Raw genomic sequence first — 17,457 nt, 5'->3', positions numbered from 1 at the left:
ACCCTACCGGGCTGGCTACTCGCGACGTTCTGCTCGGACCGCGTTCCGATATCCGCGGAACGCCAGCCCGAGAGCGACGACGCAACCGAGCAGCACCAAAGACGGCATCACGCCGGGGTCGCCCTTGACGATCGCGACCACAGCGCCGATCAACGCCATGAGGGCGAAGACCGAGATGAAGCCGGCGATCAGCTCCATGCGCTGGGCGCGCGAAGCCCGCCTCATCGAAACCGCGCGCAGGCGCGCATCACGACTTGACGCCGCCTGCGGTCAGACCGGCGATGATGCGTCGCTGGAAGATGAGAACCATGATGACCAGCGGGATCATCACAAGGGTTCCGCCGGCCATGATCGAGGTGTACGGCGTGACGAATGGGTCGGTTCCGGAGAATTTGGCCATCGCCACCGTGACGGGCGCGGTTTTGTCACTCGAGAGTTGCAGCGAAAGCAGGTACTCGTTGACCGTTGCGATGAAAGCCAAAATCGCGGTGGTGAACAGTGCCGGCGCAGCGAGGGGCAGCATGATCAGACGGAAGGCCTGGCCACGGGTGGCGCCGTCGATACGCGCCGCTTCTTCGAGCTCCCACGGAAGTTCGGAGAAGAACGACGTCAGCGTGTAGACCGTCAGCGGCAGCACGAACGAGATGTTCGGGATGATCAGCGCTTTGTAGCTGCCGATCCAGCCGATGTCGGTGAACAACTGGAACAGCGGGGTCACGAGGGCGACGACCGGAAACATGGACGCGCCGAGGATGATTCCGGTGACGAAGTATTTGCCACGGAAATCGAATCGCGAGAGCGCGTAGGCGGTGAACACACCGATGACCAAGGCGATCAGCGTGGTCGCGCCCGCGATGATGAGGCTGTTCATCAGTGCCCGGGTGAAGTTCACCTTCGCGTCGGGATCGAGCGCCGCGGTGAAGTTGGACAGCGTGAGATTGGTGGGCCACAGCGACGTCGAGAACGTGTCAGCCGGGTCGCGCAACGCCGTCACGATCATCCAGTAGCAGGGAGCGAGTCCCCACACGATGATCAGTACGACGCCGATGTAGGTGCCGATCTTGCCGCGTAGTGCCTTGTTCATACCGGCTCCCCCTTCCGCTGCTTTTCCTGCGTGCTGACCGCATTGGCTCCGAGGAATCGGACCAGGATGAAGGCCACAGCGAAGATGATGAGGAACGTGATGGTGGACAGGGCCGAAGCCGAATTAGCGCCGACGCGCATCTGATCGACCACCAGAACCGAGATGGTGGAGGTGGCGGGATTGGATCCCATCATGATCGCGGGCAGGTCGTACATGCGCAGCGCGTCCATCGTGCGGAAGAGCACCGCCACCATGAGTGCGGGCTTGACCAGCGGAAGCGTGATCATGCGGAATCGCTGCCAGGCCGTCGCGCCGTCGACCTTGGCGGCCTCGTAGACGTCGGCGGGAATCATCTGCAGACCCGCGAGAATCAGCAACGCCATGAACGGCGCGGTCTTCCAGACGTCGGCGACGACGATCGCGAAGCGCGCGGGCCAGGGATCGGCCGTCCACAGAATGTTGGTGCCGAGGATCTTGTTGGCAATGCCGTCGTTCGCGAAGATGAAGAACCACAGCTTCGCGGTGACGGCGGTGGGGATGGCCCAGGGAATCAGCACGGAAGCGCGGAGCAAACCGCGGCCGCGGAACGTCTTGGCCATGATCAGCGCCATCGACAGACCGATCACCGTCTCGAGCAGGACGGTGACGACGGTGAAGCCGAACGTATTTCCGATCGACTGCCAGAACTGCGATCCGAGCGTGCCGGGCGGGCAGGGAATCGAGCCGTTGGCGGTGTTGCAGGACTGGGTGATCCAGTTCTTGTAGTTCTCGAACCACGTGAACTGACCGGTGACGAACATGCCGGTCTCGGGGTCGAGCTTCTTGCCGTCGCTGTGCATCGACATCCAGATCGCTCGTCCGAGCGGATACAGAATGATGACGGCGAGAACGATCAGCGACGGTGCGACGAACGCCCACACCGGAACTCGTCGACGCTTCTTCGGCTTGTCGGCCGACGCATGCGGGGGCGAGGTCGGTGGGGGTGGGGTAGCTGCAAGGTCAGGCAGAACCTTGGTCAGGGATGTCCCTGCTGCCTCGGATGCCGACGGCTCTTCTAGCGGTTCCGGTGCACGGTGTCTCCCACCAACGCCCGAACGGTCGGGACCGGTTGAACCGGCCCCGACCGTGGGGTTGGTAGGCACAGCCGCGGAAGGATCCTGCGGTTCTGCCATTGCTTATTGCTCCTGGTAGATCAGTTACCGGCGGTTTCGATGCCGGCCTTGGTGTCCGCCAAAGCCTGCTCGACGGTCTTCTCGCCGCGAATAGCAGCGTAGGTGTTGTCGGAGATCGACTTCGACACCTGCGTGTAGTACGGCGTGACGGGGCGCGGCTGAGCGGTAGCGAGTGCTTCCTTCAGGGTCGCGAAGTACGGGAACTGAGCGAGCACTGCCGGGTCGTCGTAGACAGCCGAGAGGACGGGTGCGCCGCCGACCTCGGTGAAGTACGTCTGCGACTTCTTGGTCTGCATGAACTCGAGGAAGTCACGAGCCGTTGCCGGCGCGTCGGAGTACGCGCTGATGCCGACGTTGTAGCCGCCGACGGTCGAAGCGCCCGGTCCGTCGACACCCGGAAGAACGGTGTAGCCGTACTTGCCGGCAACCGAGGTCTTCTCACCGTCGACCGAGAAGCCGGACCACGTGCGCATGAAGAGTGCCTTGCCGTCACCGAACGCGGTCTGCGACTCGCCCTCGGAGTAGGTCAGTGCTTCCTGCGGGATGGTGTTGTCGGCGAAGTTGTCGACGATCGACTGAACGCCTGCCTTCGTCTTGTCGTCGATGGCCGGGGTGAGTCCGTCCGGGCCGACCCACGGGCCGTCGAAAGCGTTGGTGATCTCGGTGGTGTTGACCGTCAGGCCCTCGTAGTTCTTGAACTGACCGATGTAGCAGGAGATGCCGGCTTCGACAGCCTTCGGGCAGTTTTCCTTGAGCTCGGCCCACGTGGTGGGAGCCTTCTCGACGAGGTCCTTGCGGTAGTACAGGAACGCGGCGTTGGTGTTCTTCGGCGCTGCGTAGAGCTTGCCGTTGTAGGTGCCCGAAGCGACGGTCGACGGCAGGAGGCCGGACTCGTCGATCGCGAGGTCACCCTCGAGCGGCAGCAGCCAGCCGTTTGCGGCGAACTGAGCGGTGTTGACGACGTCGACGCCGATGAGGTCGTACTCGTCGCTCTTGGCCTGCATGCGCTGGGTGATGTCGTCGACCTGCGCGTTGGCTTCCTTGGCCAGCGGCTTGAGCGTGACCTTCTCGTCCGGATGCTCCGCATTCCAGTCGGTGATGATGTTTTCGAGCGCCTCGTTCAGGGCATCCTGCCCCTCGACGATCGTGATGGGTCCGCGGCCTTCGCTCGAGGACGATCCCCCGGATGCGGCCGTGGTGCTGGTTCCGCTGTCCTTGTCCGAATCGGACGAGCAGCCTGCCAGTACCAGCATGGACGCTGCCGTGGCTGCAATTGCAGCGCGGCGCATCGCCTTCGAGTTCAGAACCATGGATTCGCTCCCCGTATGTGTATGACAAATAGACGGTCACCGAGAGCCGGCTCACGGCATGCGCCATGGGTGCCGGCTCCCGGCATCGGCCCCTACTGTGGCACGAGACACCCCTACTTGTGGGTATTACGCCGAACCTGAATCGGTCATGTGTCGTTTGACAGGTCCGCCTAACCCAGGCGACGCCCGTCGGTGGTGGCAAAAATGTGCACCTTCTCAGGGTCGACGCGCAGGTTGACTCGCTCGCCCTTCTGCGGCGGGTTGCGCCAGTCACCACGCGAAACGATTTGCTGCAACCGTCCGCCGATCGTGGTGCGTCCGTAGACGTAGGCGTCGGAACCGAGTTCCTCGACGACGTCGACCTCCATCGGCAAGCCTTCGGCGGCGATCTCGAGGTGTTCGGGGCGAATACCCAGAACAACCTCGGTTTCGACGACACCGTTCATCGTCTCGCGCGGAACGGGAACGATCCCATCACCGAATGCGACGCCGCCGTCGACGACGGGGAGGGTGAACAGGTTCATCGCGGGAGAACCCATGAAGCCGGCAACGAAGACGTTCTTCGGCTTGTTGTAGAGCTCACGCGGCGAGGCGCACTGCTGCAGGATTCCCTTTTCGAGGACTGCGACGCGGTCACCCATCGTCATGGCCTCGACCTGGTCGTGGGTCACGTAGACCATCGTCGTCGCGAGGCGTCGTTGCAGCTGAGCGATCTGCGTGCGCGTCTGAACACGGAGTTTCGCGTCGAGGTTCGAGAGGGGCTCGTCCATGAGGAAGACCTGCGGCTGGCGGACGATGGCGCGGCCCATCGCAACTCGCTGACGCTGACCACCGGACAGCGCCTTGGGCTTGCGGTCGAGGTACGGCTCGAGATCGAGCATCTTCGCGACCTCTTCGACGCGGGCGCGGATCTCCGTCTTGTTGGTTCCGGCGAGCTTGAGCGCAAAACCCATGTTCTCGGCCACCGACATGTGCGGGTACAGCGCGTAGTTCTGGAAGACCATCGCGATGTCGCGCTCTTTCGGTTCCTGACCGGTGACGTCGCGGTCGCCGATGAGGATGCGCCCGCTGTGGACGTCTTCGAGCCCGGCGAGCATGCGCAGGGTGGTCGACTTTCCGCAGCCGGATGGTCCGACGAGGACGAGGAACTCGCCGTCCTCGATCTCGAGGTCGAGCTTGTCCACTGCCGGGGTGTTCGATCCGGGGAACAGGCAGGTGGTGCTCTCGAAAGTCACTGAAGCCATGACGGGGTTGATCCCTTCTACCGGCAGGAACGTGCCGGACGATCCAAGTTGAGGGTGAGCGTGTGCGCTAGCAGCATAAACGTCCGTGTCGGCGCGCGAGCGTAGTCTTTCACGGTGAGTTCGGAGAAGATGCTGACCCGCATCGGTGCGCTGCTTCGCCAAGCGGAGTCCACCGACAATCCACACGAAGGTGAAGCCTTCATGGCCGCCGCGCAGCGGTTGGCCACCGGTTCCGCGATCGACCTGGCGGTCGCGCGGGCGCACACCGCGTCCTCGGAAAAACGTGCGACACCCACTCAGCGGCTCATCACCATCGGCGAACCGGGCAAGCGCGGGCTGCGAACGTACGCCCAGTTGTTCATCGCGATCGCCGCTGCCAACGACGTACAGTGCGACATCGCGCAGACGTCGGCCGTCATCTACGCCTACGGCTTCGCCGGTGACATCGACGTGTGCGAAGCGCTGTACTCGAGCCTGCTCTTCCAGATGGTCCGTGACTCCGACGCGTACGTGCGCTCCGGGGCGTACCGCGGCGAAACATCCGTGCGGACCGTCGTCGAAACTCGTGGACGACGACGCGTCAACACGCAGGTCCGCAAGCCGGTGGCCGGAGTGACGGCGCGCCTGAACTTCCAGATGGCGTACGCGTCCCGCATCGGCGCTCGGTTGGCCGAGACGAAGCAGGAGACGGAGAAGGCGGCGATCGCAGAATCTGCCACGTCGTCTTCGGAAACCGCACTCGTGCTGCGCAACAAGGAAATCGAGCTCAAGGACTACTACTCGTCCAACTCCCAGGCACGTGGGACGTGGCGGGGCGGTGGCCGCGCGAGTGCCGGGCATTCCTCGCATGCTCGACGAGCGGGTGATCGGGCGGCGCGCTCCGCACGTCTGGGAAACCTTCCGGAGATCGGCGGGGTGCGCGGGCAGCTCGACTCGTGAGGGATACGCAGCGGAACGCCGTTTACGAGGCAGAGACGTTGGTGCGCACCATGTTCGATCGCGCCGACGAGCGCGGACTTCGGAGCGTCGAGGTCATGGGTTCCACCATCACGTTGCCGGTCGAGCGCAAATTCGGTTCCGTGGAGTCGGTCCAGGCGTACTGCGATCAGCTACTCGGGCTGAACTGGGTACTCGCGACCTGGCCTCGCGCAACCATTCCGGTGTCCGTACGCTCCCGCGCCGGCAATGCCGCCGCTCACTACTCGAACGACGTCATCGCCGTCCCGGACGACCGTGACGGCCGGTGGGCGCTACGCGAATTCGTTGTCTTGCACGAACTTGCGCACCACCTCGGCGACCCCACTTCCGACGAGGCCTCCCACGGGCCCGAGTTCGTCGACCGCTATACGAGCCTTGTCGGCGAGATCATCGGACCCGAGGCGACCTTCGTTCTTCGAGCGATGTTTCTTGCCGGTGGTGTTCGAACGGACTAGATGTCAGCCCTCGGTGAACCGGGTGGTGTGCGAACCGGTCGGCTGGAATACTCGGCCTATGGATGCGCCGCGCAGACTGGTCCTGGTCAAGGGTGAGTCGGAACTCCCCGATCCGGCTGTCGCCGTGCGCAAACCCCCGCTGATTCGTGAAGCCTACGGACGAGTGCTGCGGGAGGTCAGACGCGATCAGGACCGAACTCTCGACGACGTAGCCGCAAAGGTCGGGATGTCGAAGCAGTACCTCTCCGAGATCGAACGGGGCAAGAAGGAACCGTCGTCGGAAATTCTGCGCGCCATCTGCGAAGCGCTCGGGATGCCGCTCGAGCACCTGCTGTTCCGAGCGGGCAACAGGATCGTTGCGCTCAACTCCCTCACCTTCGGACATTCTCCCGCACCGATCTCCGGTCCCGTCCTGATGGCAGCCTGATCAGTTCCCTTCGATGAGGGTGTCAGCCAGTCCGTAGGAGATAGCGTCGTCGGCAGTGAAGATCCTGTCTCGATCGGTGTCCTTGCGGAGCCGCTCGACGCTCTGACCGGTGTGCTTACTCAGAATCGCCTCGGTCTGCTCCCGGATTCTCAGGATCTCGGCTGCTTGAAGCGCGAGGTCCGAGATGGTGCCGCTACCTTGCGTCGACGGTTGATGCAGCAGCACCCGCGAATGGGCAAGAACATGCCGATGGCCCGGAGTGCCTGCGGCCAGAAGCACTGCAGCAGCCGAAGCCGCTTGACCCATGCAGTACGTCGAAATCGTCGGTTTCAAGAACTGCATGGTGTCGTAGATCGCGAGCATCGCCGTGGTGGAACCGCCGGGAGAGTTGATGTACAAACCGATTTCGCGATCCGGGTTGTCGGCTTGCAGATGCAGCATCTGAGCCATCACGACATTGGCGACGCCGTCGTCGATCTCTGTACCGAGAAAGACGATGCGTTCGTTGAGCAGCCTGCTGAAGATGTCGAAAGATCGCTCACCCGTCGGTGTTCGCTCGATGACACTGGGAATCGTGTACTGGGACATGACGTCACAATCCGATCTTGGGGAAGGTGGCTTGCGGTGCGATCTCGGCGAAGGACGTCACGGCGCGGTCGACGATTCCGTACTCGCGCGCCTGCTCGGCGGTGAACCAGCGATCCCGATCGCTGTCGGTCTCGATCTCTTCGACGGTCCGGCCCGTTTCGGCGGCGAGAATTTCCTGCGATTGACGCTTCATCAGCTCGAGACTCTCGGCCTGGATCGCAATGTCCACCGCAGTGCCACCGATACCCGCCGAAGGTTGGTGCATCATGATGCGGCTGTGCGCCAGGCTGATTCGCTTGCCGTGGGTGCCGGAGCAGAGAAGCACCTGGCCCATGCTGGCCGCGAAGCCCATCGCGACCGTCACGACGTCGTTGGGGATGAGCTTCATCGTGTCGTAGATGGCCAGCCCGGCAAACACCGATCCGCCGGGTGAATTGATGTAAAGCACGATGTCGCGCTTGGGGTCGGTGGTGGCGAGGAGCACCAGTTCCGAACACACCCGTTCGGCCATGGCGTCGTTGACCTCGCCGGTGAGCAGAATCGTTCGCTGTCGGAAGAGCCTGTCTGTCAACAGGTCACGGTACCCGGTATCGGTGGGCGCTTCAGTAGTCATGAATCCATTCCTACCGGCGCGGCGGTGCCGCGGCCCCGCCTGTCTGCTGTGGGCAGACCACCCCTGTTTTTACCCGCCCCCTGTTTTTACCCGCCCCCTGTTTTGCCCGCCCCCTGTTTCTACCCGCCCCCCTGTTTGAGCGAACGGCATGTTCAGTCGATCTAAGGCGCCGAAAGTACCGTTCGCTCGAAAAGGGGTGGGTACAAGTGCGGGCAAACCCGTCACCGACGGCGGCGGTAGCGGTACCGCGCACACCCGGCCATGATGGGAGAAGACAACCATTCCTCTCGTCAGGAGCGTGGCATGACTCGTCCGGTACGCATCGGTGTTCAACTCCAACCCCAGCACGCACCCGATTACGGGTTGATACGCGACGCCGTCTTGCGGTCCGAGGACGCCGGGGTGGACATCGTCTTCAACTGGGACCACTTCTACCCGTTGACCGGCGATCCCGACGGCGCCCACTTCGAATGCTGGACCATGCTCGGCGCCTGGGCCGAGCAGACCGAACGCGTCGAAATCGGCGCCCTGGTCACCGGTGGTGGCTACCGCAATCCGGATCTGCTCGCCGACATGGCGCGAACCGTCGACCACATCAGCGGTGGGCGCCTGATCCTCGGCATCGGTGCCGGCTGGTTCGAGAAGGACTACGACCAGTTCGGATACGACTTCGGCACTCCCGGTTCACGGCTGAAACTGCTGGGCGAATACCTCCCCCGCATCACGGGCCGCCTGGCGAAGGGCAACCCGCCGCCGACGCGCAACATCCCGGTCCTCATCGGCGGTGGCGGCGAGAAGAAGACCCTGCGCCTGGTCGCCGAGTACGCCGACGTCTGGCACAGCTTCGGTGACCGCGAGACACACCTGCGCAAGTCAGGCATCCTCTCCGACCATTGCGCCGACGTAGGCCGGAACCCGCTGGAAGTAGAGCACTCGGTTCCGTGGCCTGGGCTCGAGAATGCTGCTGACCTGGTCGCCGACGGTGTCTCGCTCTTCACCGTCGGCGTCAGCGGACCGGACTACGACCTCACGACGCTTGTCGAGGCCATCGGTTGGCGCGACGACAACACGCCGCCTGCGTTGAGCGGGCTGGCCTGAGCGGTACCAAGGACTTCGTCGTTGTCGGCGCCGAGAACGGGCGGCGCCGACGTCAGACGTGGCCTCTGGCCGGAGAAGTTGACCGGAAAGGCCACTTGCTTCAACGGTCCGAGCGTCGGATGGTCGACGGTTCCGACCATTCCGAGCGCGGCGGTGTGGGGATCGGAGTAGATCTCGTCGAGATGGCGGATCGGTGACACCGGCACGGCGCGTTCGGCGAGAAGAGCGCACCAGTGTTCGACGGTTTCCGATGTGAAGGCGCTGGTGAGTTCTCGTTCCAGACTCTCGCGGTTCTCCACCCTGTCGCGGTTGTGGACGAAACGCGGATCGGTGACCAGTTCACTCCTTCCGATGGCCTCGCACAGCGACGCCCACATCCCGTCGTTGCCGACAGCGATGACGAAGTACCCGTCGCTGGCAGGAAATGCTTGATACGGAGCAAGATTCGGATGACCGGAGCCCAACGCAGTCGGGCGCTCACCGGTGGCGAAGTAACTGGTCGCCCAGTTCACGTGCATCGCGAGTTGGCACTCGTACAGCGACGTGGTCACGTACTGTCCGCGCCCGGTCCGGCCTCGCTCGACCAATGCAGCCAGGACACCGACCAGTCCGAAAAGCGCTGCGCCCAAGTCTCCCAACGCAAACCCGGATTTCATCGGAGCACCACCCGGTTCACCGGTGAGCGACATGAGCCCACCCGCGGCCTGCGCGATCATGTCGTACCCCGGTTCGTCGCGCAGCGGTCCTTCTTCACCGAAGGCAGAGATGTGCAGGGTGATCAGATGCGGGTATCGCTCGGACAGTGCCTGGTAGTCGAAGATCTTCTGTAATCCGCTGCCCGGCTTGAAGTTCTCCACGACTACATCGGTCTCTTCGAGCATGCGGTGGATGATCTCCTGTCCTTCGGTGGACTTGAGGTCGATCGTGACCGACTTCTTACCGCGGTTGATCGCGAGGTAGTAGGCGGCATCTACCCCGACGAAGGGAGGCCCCCACGAACGCGTGGGGTCGCCGCCTTCAGGGTGTTCGATCTTGGTGACGTCGGCACCGAGATCGGCAAGCGACATGGTTGCGTACGGCCCGGCAAGGATCTTCGACAGATCTAGAACACGGACGCCGGCGAGGGGTGTGGGGCCTGTTGGCGAGTTCACCGATGACCACCTGCTACAGAGAGGAACCCGGCTACGACGTCACGTGCATCATCCAGCTCGACGTCACCGCCGTCGGTGATCACGTCGAGATTGCCGAGCGCAGCCGACGGCACCTTCCCGGCAAGACCGGCCAGGTAGGAATTAGCCAACAGCAGTGACCGGTACCCATTACCGTGTCGGATGCCGTGATCCGCAAGATCGAAAAGCAGGGTCGCCATGACGGCACGAGCCAACTCGTCGGCATACTTTGCGCTGGCGGCCTGGGCGGCATCGTCAGATCCGGAGATCAGACGATCTCCTTCCTCTACCAGTTCCTCCCAGCGCCGCAACAGAACTCCGGCCCCGGCTTCGCAATCCGGTCCGACGGTGGACAGGATGTCCGTCATCGCTCCCGCGACCGTGCGGTGCGAGTTGAACTTGCGTAGGCACCGAAGTACGTCCAGCGCAATGACATTGCTCGAGCCCTCCCAGATCGAGCCCAAGTGGGCATCCCGCACTAGTCGCGCGTTGGCCCATTCCTCGATGTAGCCGTTTCCTCCGCGCACCTCCATGGCCTCGCCGGTGACCACCCGCGCGCATTTGCAGACAAAGTGTTTGGCGATCGGTGTCAGTACCCTGATCAGTGCGCGCGCCTGTTCGTCGCCGCCGTCTGCTGCCTGAAGACACTGTGCGCTGTACGCGACCAGGGCCAGCGAAGCCTCGGCATCGAGTGCAAGGGGAAGAAGCGTCGCCCGCATCAGCGGCTGCTCGAAGAGCCTCTTACCGAACACGACTCGGCTCTTCGAATGTTCTACGGCTTCGCGGACTGCTCGGCGCATGAGAGCGCTCGAACGCATCGCATTGGACAGGCGAGACGTGTTGACCATCTCCGCCATCTGGCGGAACCCTCGATCGAGTTCACCGACCTGGAGTGCGTGCGCGCGGTTCAGCGTCACCTCGCCGCTCGGCATGGAACGCGTACCCAGCTTGTCCTTGAGACGATCGATCGTGAGGTTGTTGCGCTCGCCGGATCCCAAGGTCTTGGGCACCATGAACATTCCAACTCCACGCGTCGAACCATCCTGTCCGCCCGGGAATCTTGCGAGGGTGATGATCACATCGGCATCCGGGTTGGAGGCGAACCACTTCTTGCCCGTCAGAACCCATCCGTCACCGTCGCGCTCGGCGCGTGTTTCGGTGCAGGCGATGTCGGTGCCTGCCTGAATCTCGGTCATGAACATCGCACCCGTCTTCGCCTGCTCGGGGTCCGTCGACGTCAACGCGTCGATCCAGGGCGAGAACACGGCCGGATCACCGAACATACGCAGGGTCCGCGCAGCAGCATCTGTCATCGACACCGGGCAGGCCAGCCCGAACTCGGCCTGCACGAAGATGTACGACGCGAGGTACTTCGCGAGTGGCGGATGCACGGAGTCCCATCCGTGCAACCCTTTTCGGTGCGACATCGCGGACAGGCCGTACTCGTTGTACGCCGCCCGGCACAGTTCCAGGTAGGCCGGGTGATAGGAAATCCGGTCGACGCGGTCACCGGCCTTGTCGAATTGCTGCAGCACCGGCGGGTTCTTGTCTGCGATGTCGGCAAGCTCGGACAAGCGGCCGGCGGCATCTCGGCCCAGTCGGTCGAGCAATCCGTTCAACGTCTCTCGGTCCGCCCCGGCGGTCCATCTGTCCACTACCGCTGTCAGAGCGGGGTCGGTGTGTGCAAAGTTCATCAGTGGTCAACGCCTTTCAGGGTGGAAGCATCGGTCATGTTCGAGGAGCTCGTCGACTCCAGCCCTTGCGCGTGCAGCGCACTCCTGCGCAACAAAGCCGTCATACAGACAAGGGAGAGAACGACATACACGAGCCCAAGAGCGACGACCGGCCAGATCGAGTTGGTTCGCGTCAGCAGATACTGGCTGACCATCGGGGCCGTTCCGGCAAATACGGCGGTCGACAATTGGTACGACAGAGAGATGCCGGTATACCGAACATTGGTGGGGAAAACCTGCGCCAGGATGCCGGCCAACGCGGCGTAATACATTGCGTGTGGCGCCGTCGCGAGGACCATCCCCAGAATCGCCAAGGGCACGGAGCCCGTCTGAACCAGCACGAACATCAGTGGTAGGAGCACGATCTCCGGAAGCAGCATCCAGCGGACCGCTTTCGACGGATCGATCCGCGTGGCCAGCACAGCGCCGAAAGGCTGTACGAGCGCCTGGGCTACCAGTGCCACGGTGATCACGAGGAGGAAGTCACTGCGCTCGAAGCCGAGATCCGTTGTCGCCCAGGAGAGCGCAAAGGTTGTCTTGACGTACGTGATGGCAACACCGGCAACCACAGCGCCGACGCCGAGAGCAAGTTCGACGGGATGCGAACGCAACACTTCGACCAGCGGCATCCGTGTACGTTCCTGTGCCGCAACAGCCTTCTTCATCTCGGGTGTCTCGGAGATGTGCAACCTGATGTAGAGAGCGACGATCACCAAAGCTGCGGATCCGAGGAACGGCAGACGCCAACCCCACGACTCGAACACGGAATCCGACATCAACGTCAGGCCGAGGAAGGCCAGCGTCGCGAGCAGGTTGCCGACCGGTGAACCCTGCTGCGCAAACGCACCGTAGAGCACCTTTTTCTTCGGGGGAGCGAACTCGGTGGCGATCAATACGGCGCCACCCCATTCGCCGCCCATGGCAATGCCCTGGAGAACACGCAGTGCCACAAGCAGTATCGGTGCCCAGATCCCGATCTGGGAGTACGTAGGGAGGAGGCCGACACCGACAGTTCCCAACCCCATGAGCGCGAGGGTGATGATCACGGCGTTCTTGCGACCGAACTTGTCTCCGAAATGACCGAACACCACTCCGCCGACCGGACGAGCCACGAATCCCACGGCAAAAGTCGCGAAGGCTGCGAGTGTTCCCACCGCCGGCGACGCATCCGGGAAGAACAGCGGGCCGAGCACCAAGGCGGATGCGGTTCCGTAGATGTAGAAGTCGAACCACTCGATAGTCGTTCCGACAAACGCCGTGATTCCGGCCTTGCGTGCCTGTTTGGTGTTGTATTCAGGCGGATTGGTGTCTTGACCTGGGTGTTGATCCACGGTTCTCCCTGATTCTCGCGTCGGGCATCACCAAGGGATGCAATGTGAGGCGTGAATCACTATCGTCCGAGATCCATGTAGAGTCCAAGACTTAGTTCGACTCATTTATGTGGAAGAACCACATAATGAAACCCGGGAGGAGCGACATGGAATTGCGTCAGCTGCGCGCGTTTCTCGCAGTCGCCGACGAACTTCATTTCGGCCGGGCCGCCGAGCGCCTCCACATCGGGCAGTCCCCGCTCAGCCAGACCATTCGGGCGCTCGAGCGCGAACTCGGCACCGACCTGTTTGTCCGGACCACCAGATCAGTGCAATTGACCGCGGCCGGCGAGGCCTTGGTCACGCCCGCACGAATCATCGAAGCGCAGATCGCCGTCGTACGAGATATCGCATCGGCGGCGTCAACCGGGGAAACAGGCCGTGTCACGGTGGGTTTCGGCGGAACGGGCGGCTACACGGTGCTGTCGGCCCTGACACGATCGCTGGCCGACTCCCATCCGGGAATCGAACTGGACCTACGGCCGCAGATGTACTCGGGTGAGGTGCTCGACGCTCTCCGACGCGGAACACTCGACATGGGCATAGTCGGCCTGCCCATTCCGCGCGGATTCGAGACTCACACTGTGCGCGAGGAAACCTTGATGGTCGCGGTCCCGGCCAGGCATCACCTCAGTACCAGGGAGTCGGTGTCACCGGAAGACCTGGCAACCGAGCGATTCGTGATGTATCCCGCCGAGCACGGCTCGGTGGTGCGCGATGCGACGTTGTCCGTCTGCGCCACAGCAGGTTTCACGCCCACCGTCGCGCACGAAGCCCCCGATCCGTACAGCCTGTTGGCCATGGTCGGAGCGGGGGTCGGGATCGCCGTCGTCGTGGAGTCGACGGCGCATCTGTCCATGGACGGGGTCGTGTACCTGCCGATCGCCGGGGCCACGCCCACGCTGAAAATCGCGATGGCATGGCGACCGAACAATCCGACGCCGGCAGTACACACCGTCACCAGGGTACTGAGGGAACAGCCTTAGGCTCTCGCGAGAATTCCGGCGAAATCTGTTCCCACAGGCAGAGTTCCGTACTCGTGACCACGGTCGGCGCCGAGGCGAGCGGCAATGAACGCATCGGACGAGGCGGCCGGGGAGTGGCGCACCATGAGCGAAGCCTGCAGCGCCAACGCCATTGCCTCGACGACGGTCCGAGCGCGGAGCTGGGCGTCGGCGGGTGCCATCGTGGCGAGCTCACCGAGTTGGCGTCGTACCCGATCGAGGTGCTGATCGAGGACCGGGTTGTTGCCGCGAGCGAGGTTGACCTCGTGGTCGAAGGCGGCAACGGAATCGGGTTCACGGGTCATCGCGCGCAGGACATCGAGCGCGATGACGTTGCCCGACCCCTCCCACACGGCCATGACGGGCTGCTCACGGTAGCGACGGGCAAGCGGGAAGTCCTCGGTGTAACCGTTACCGCCCAGGCATTCGAGTGCCTCGTAGGAGTGGTGCGGGCCGCGCTTGCAGATCCAGTACTTCGCAACAGCCGTCGCGAGTCGGCGGAACGCCTTTTCCTGCTCGTCCGCGTCCTCGTCCTGCGCGCGAGCCAATCGCAGTGCAGTGATGGTGGCGGCTTCGGATTCGAGAGCCAGATCGGCAAGCACCGACGTCATCGCCGGCTGATCTGCCAGGACGGCACCGAAAGCGCTTCGGTGCCGTGCATGCCACACCGCTTCGGCGACCGACTGACGCATACCTGCCGTGCTGCCGAGGATGCAGTCGAGTCGCGTCTGGGACACCATTTCGATGATGGTCCGCACGCCACGACCCGGTTCGCCGATCATGGTGCCGACGGTGCCGTCGAGTTCGATCTCGGACGACGCGTTGGACTTGTTCCCCAGCTTGTTCTTCAGACGCTGGATGCGGAAGACGTTGCGCGTGCCGTCAGGCAGGATGCGGGGGAGAAGGAAGCAGGAAAGCCCCTCACCGGCAGCACCTTCGGCCTGAGCGAGAACCAGGAAGGCGTCGGACATCGGCGCGGAGCAGAACCACTTGTGTCCGGTGAGCAGGTAGTCCGCACCCGGACCGCCACGTCCGGCCGGCTTGGCGATGGTCGTGTTGGCTCGCACGTCGGAGCCGCCCTGCTTTTCCGTCATCGACATTCCGAATATCGCGGATGCCTTTCCGGGAGCATCCAACTCGGGGGTGTAACTCCGAGAAAGGGCTCGCGGCGTCCAGAGAGCGGCCACGTCCGGTTGCAGCTCGAGCGAGGGGATCACGGCGTGCGTCATGGAGATCGGGCACGCGTGGCCCGGTTCGACCTGGGAGAACAGCATGAATGCCGCGGCCCGAGCCACGTTGGCACCCGGCTTGGGGTCAGCCCAGGCAGAGGTGTGCGCACCGTGCGCTACGGCAGCAGAGATGATCCGGTGATACGACGGATGGTATTCGACCTCGTCGATGCGGTTTCCCCAGCGATCGAAGGTCTTCAATTCGGGGATCACCGTGTTGGCCAGCTCGGCGTCGTGCTGGAATCCAGCACTGCCGACCAGTTCACCGATGTCGGTGAGTTCGCTTGTGGCCCAATCCGCGTCGTGGCGCGCGACCCCTTCGGCCAGGACCGTATCGAGCAGGAACTCGTTGACGTCCGTGCGCGGTACCGACTGGTTGAGCACTGCATGGGTGCGATGCGGAGCCGGGTGGGTGACGGTCTTCTCGGAAATATCAGTCATGACAGGCCTTTCAGCTCGCTGCGCGGATGAGGTGCTTCTGGATCTTGCCGGTCGGTGTACGCGGAAGAATGGTCGCGAACACCACTTCACGCGGAATCTTGTAGCGCGCCAACTTGTCCGAGAGGTAGTCCTTGATGTCGTCGGCGCTGATGACATCCGGTTCACGCCAGACGACGTGTGCGACGACGGTCTCGCCCCATTCTTCGTTGGGTTTTCCGACAACGGCGACGTCGACGACGTCCGGGTGGCCGGAGATCACGTCCTCGACCTCCTTGGAGTAGACGTTCTCACCGCCCGTGATGATCATGTCCTTCGCGCGGTCGACGATGAAGAGGTAACCGTCCGCATCCTTGCGCGCCAGATCGCCGGTGCGGTACCAACCTCCGTCGGCAAAAGCAGCCTTCGTGGCAGTGGGGTCGTCGAGGTACCCCTGCATGACGGTGTCGGCGCGCAGCCAGATCTCACCGATCTGATCGGGCTCCGCGTCGGTGCCGTCATCGGCAACCAGGCGCAGGTCGACGCCGGCCAGCGCGACGCGGCCGATCGAGCCCGCCTTGCTCAACTGCTCCTCGGGGTACAGCACAGTGCCCACCGGCCCGGTCTCGGTCATGCCGTAGACCTGCCGGAATTCGGTGGTGCCGTACGACTCCACCAGTCGCCGAGCGACATCCGCGCCGATCGGTCCGCCGCCGTACAACCACGCACGAACGCTACCGAGGTTGTAGTCGGCAAAGTTCGGCACGAGGTTGAGTGCAGTGGTGTAGATGACCGGCGGGCCGAAGCAGAGGGTAATACGTTGTTCCTGAACAGTTTCCAGGAATTTGACGGGACGGTACTCGCGCAGCAGCACGACGGTTCCGCCCATGTAGAGCGTGGACATGAACCAGTTGTTGAGCGGGGAAGCGTGCCAGATCGGGACGGCCATGAGCAGGCGCTCGTCCCGAGTCGTCGACACGGCGAGGGCCGCTGTGACGGCAACACCGACGACGTTGCGGTGGCTGTGGACGCAGCCCTTGGGCGAGCCGGTAGTCCCCGAGGTGTAGAGGATTTCAGCCGGATCGTTCTCGTCGATGTCGATACCGTCAACGCCCTCCTGGCGGGTGATGGCGTCGTCGAAGAAGTCGAAACCGTCTGCGACAGAGTCCGTGCTGATCAGCTTGGCCGTTGTCTCCAGTCGACCGACAACCGGCGCCAACTCACCGTCGAAGACGCACACCGACACCTTCGCGTGTCCCAGCACGTAGGCAACTTCCGGAGTCTGCATCTTGTGGTTGATGGGGACCACGACGGCGCCCAAGCGCCAGGCACCGAGCATCGCGTACACGAATCCCGGAGTGTTGTAACACATCAGCGCGACGCGGTCGCCCGGCTGCACGCCCAGCGACTGCAAATAGCCTGCGGCGCGTCGACTTCCGTCCTGAACCTGGGAGTACGTGTGATCGTGACCGTCGAATATCAGGAAGGGTTTGTCCGGGGTCTTGGTGACGTTGCTGTCGAATACGCGAACGATGTTCATCGAAGTCCTTGTCGGAGAATCACGCT

Annotated in this window: 17 protein-coding genes; 5 read left to right on the top strand and 12 right to left on the bottom strand. The window is 63.3% G+C overall.

Annotated elements, in window-relative coordinates; translation table 11 throughout:
- Positions 1–15: 15 nt before the first annotated feature.
- From FEZ59_RS17315 to ugpC, 5 genes are all read right to left on the bottom strand, one after another.
- Positions 16–225, bottom strand: coding sequence for a hypothetical protein (locus FEZ59_RS17315; protein ID WP_019746112.1), 210 nt, complete (start codon positions 223–225; stop codon positions 16–18).
- A 22-nt stretch (positions 226–247) separates the two neighbouring features.
- Entirely contained in the window at positions 248–1,084 is an 837-nt protein-coding gene (locus tag FEZ59_RS17310) for a carbohydrate ABC transporter permease (RefSeq protein WP_019746113.1), read from the bottom strand.
- A complete protein-coding gene (locus tag FEZ59_RS17305) occupies positions 1,081–2,256 on the bottom strand; it encodes a sugar ABC transporter permease (protein WP_172932946.1) in 1,176 nt (391 codons plus the stop codon). The genes FEZ59_RS17310 and FEZ59_RS17305 overlap by 4 nt, the downstream gene beginning before the upstream one ends.
- A 20-nt stretch (positions 2,257–2,276) precedes the next feature.
- The gene (locus FEZ59_RS17300) at positions 2,277–3,566 is read right to left on the bottom strand and encodes an ABC transporter substrate-binding protein (protein WP_003946022.1); all 1,290 of its coding nucleotides are present in this window, start codon (positions 3,564–3,566) and stop codon (positions 2,277–2,279) included.
- Positions 3,567–3,736: 170 nt separating this feature from the next.
- Positions 3,737–4,810, bottom strand: a complete 1,074-nt coding sequence (ugpC, locus tag FEZ59_RS17295; RefSeq protein WP_003946073.1) for a sn-glycerol-3-phosphate ABC transporter ATP-binding protein UgpC — start codon at positions 4,808–4,810, stop codon at positions 3,737–3,739.
- A gap of 114 nt (positions 4,811–4,924) precedes the next feature.
- On the opposite strand from ugpC, the gene FEZ59_RS17290 reads away from it, so the two are divergent.
- The 3 genes from FEZ59_RS17290 to FEZ59_RS17280 are packed head-to-tail and all read left to right on the top strand — an operon-like array spanning position 4,925 to position 6,670.
- Positions 4,925–5,749 carry a DUF2786 domain-containing protein gene (locus tag FEZ59_RS17290; RefSeq protein ID WP_021346121.1) on the top strand — a complete coding sequence of 275 codons (825 nt, stop codon included), beginning with the start codon at positions 4,925–4,927 and terminating at the stop codon, positions 5,747–5,749.
- Positions 5,746–6,243 (top strand): TIGR04338 family metallohydrolase, encoded by a 498-nt coding sequence (locus FEZ59_RS17285; protein ID WP_020971418.1) that lies wholly within the window; start codon positions 5,746–5,748, stop codon positions 6,241–6,243. Before FEZ59_RS17290 ends, FEZ59_RS17285 begins: the two co-directional genes overlap by 4 nt.
- 58 nt (positions 6,244–6,301) lie before the next feature.
- Positions 6,302–6,670 carry a helix-turn-helix transcriptional regulator gene (locus FEZ59_RS17280; RefSeq protein ID WP_003946041.1) on the top strand — a complete coding sequence of 123 codons (369 nt, stop codon included), beginning with the start codon at positions 6,302–6,304 and terminating at the stop codon, positions 6,668–6,670.
- Here the strand turns inward: FEZ59_RS17280 and FEZ59_RS17275 are convergent, their stop codons facing one another.
- Together FEZ59_RS17275 and FEZ59_RS17270 are read right to left on the bottom strand one after the other, a co-directional pair.
- On the bottom strand, positions 6,671–7,258 hold the full coding sequence (locus FEZ59_RS17275; protein WP_003945993.1) for an ATP-dependent Clp protease proteolytic subunit: 588 nt from the start codon (positions 7,256–7,258) through the stop codon (positions 6,671–6,673).
- A 4-nt stretch (positions 7,259–7,262) separates the two neighbouring features.
- Positions 7,263–7,871 carry an ATP-dependent Clp protease proteolytic subunit gene (locus FEZ59_RS17270; protein WP_172932945.1) on the bottom strand — a complete coding sequence of 203 codons (609 nt, stop codon included), beginning with the start codon at positions 7,869–7,871 and terminating at the stop codon, positions 7,263–7,265.
- 303 nt (positions 7,872–8,174) lie between these two features.
- Here FEZ59_RS17270 and FEZ59_RS17265 point away from each other — a divergent pair, with 303 nt between their 5' ends.
- A complete protein-coding gene (locus FEZ59_RS17265) occupies positions 8,175–8,969 on the top strand; it encodes an LLM class F420-dependent oxidoreductase (RefSeq protein ID WP_092765793.1) in 795 nt (264 codons plus the stop codon).
- Here the strand turns inward: FEZ59_RS17265 and FEZ59_RS17260 are convergent.
- Genes FEZ59_RS17260 through FEZ59_RS17250 form a run of 3 tightly spaced genes read right to left on the bottom strand, consistent with a single transcriptional unit; the run spans position 8,891 to position 13,202 of the window.
- A complete protein-coding gene (locus FEZ59_RS17260; protein WP_092765787.1) occupies positions 8,891–10,120 on the bottom strand; it encodes a CoA transferase in 1,230 nt (409 codons plus the stop codon). The two genes, FEZ59_RS17265 and FEZ59_RS17260, sit on opposite strands and share 79 nt — an antisense overlap.
- A complete protein-coding gene (locus FEZ59_RS17255; RefSeq protein WP_172932944.1) occupies positions 10,117–11,832 on the bottom strand; it encodes an acyl-CoA dehydrogenase family protein in 1,716 nt (571 codons plus the stop codon). Before FEZ59_RS17255 ends, FEZ59_RS17260 begins: the two co-directional genes overlap by 4 nt.
- Positions 11,832–13,202, bottom strand: coding sequence for an MFS transporter (locus FEZ59_RS17250; RefSeq protein WP_042953443.1), 1,371 nt, complete (start codon positions 13,200–13,202; stop codon positions 11,832–11,834). Before FEZ59_RS17250 ends, FEZ59_RS17255 begins: the two co-directional genes overlap by 1 nt.
- A 146-nt stretch (positions 13,203–13,348) precedes the next feature.
- Here FEZ59_RS17250 and FEZ59_RS17245 point away from each other — a divergent pair, with 146 nt between their 5' ends.
- Positions 13,349–14,227, top strand: coding sequence for a LysR family transcriptional regulator (locus tag FEZ59_RS17245; protein WP_042953452.1), 879 nt, complete (start codon positions 13,349–13,351; stop codon positions 14,225–14,227).
- Here FEZ59_RS17245 and FEZ59_RS17240 read toward each other — a convergent pair.
- Positions 14,224–15,915: an acyl-CoA dehydrogenase family protein gene (locus FEZ59_RS17240; RefSeq protein WP_172932943.1), complete on the bottom strand. Its 1,692-nt coding sequence runs from the start codon at positions 15,913–15,915 to the stop codon at positions 14,224–14,226. The two genes, FEZ59_RS17245 and FEZ59_RS17240, sit on opposite strands and share 4 nt — an antisense overlap.
- A 10-nt stretch (positions 15,916–15,925) precedes the next feature.
- Complete coding sequence (locus FEZ59_RS17235; protein ID WP_172932942.1) at positions 15,926–17,431, bottom strand: long-chain-fatty-acid--CoA ligase; 1,506 nt, start codon at positions 17,429–17,431, stop codon at positions 15,926–15,928.
- Positions 17,432–17,457: the final 26 nt, after the last annotated feature.

It is taken from the genome of Rhodococcus sp. MS13 (assembly GCF_013277835.1).
Classification (GTDB): Bacteria; Actinomycetota; Actinomycetes; order Mycobacteriales; family Mycobacteriaceae; genus Rhodococcus_F; species Rhodococcus_F erythropolis.
Note: the sequence above shows the minus strand (reverse complement) of the source record. Positions and strands in the feature narration are given on the sequence as shown.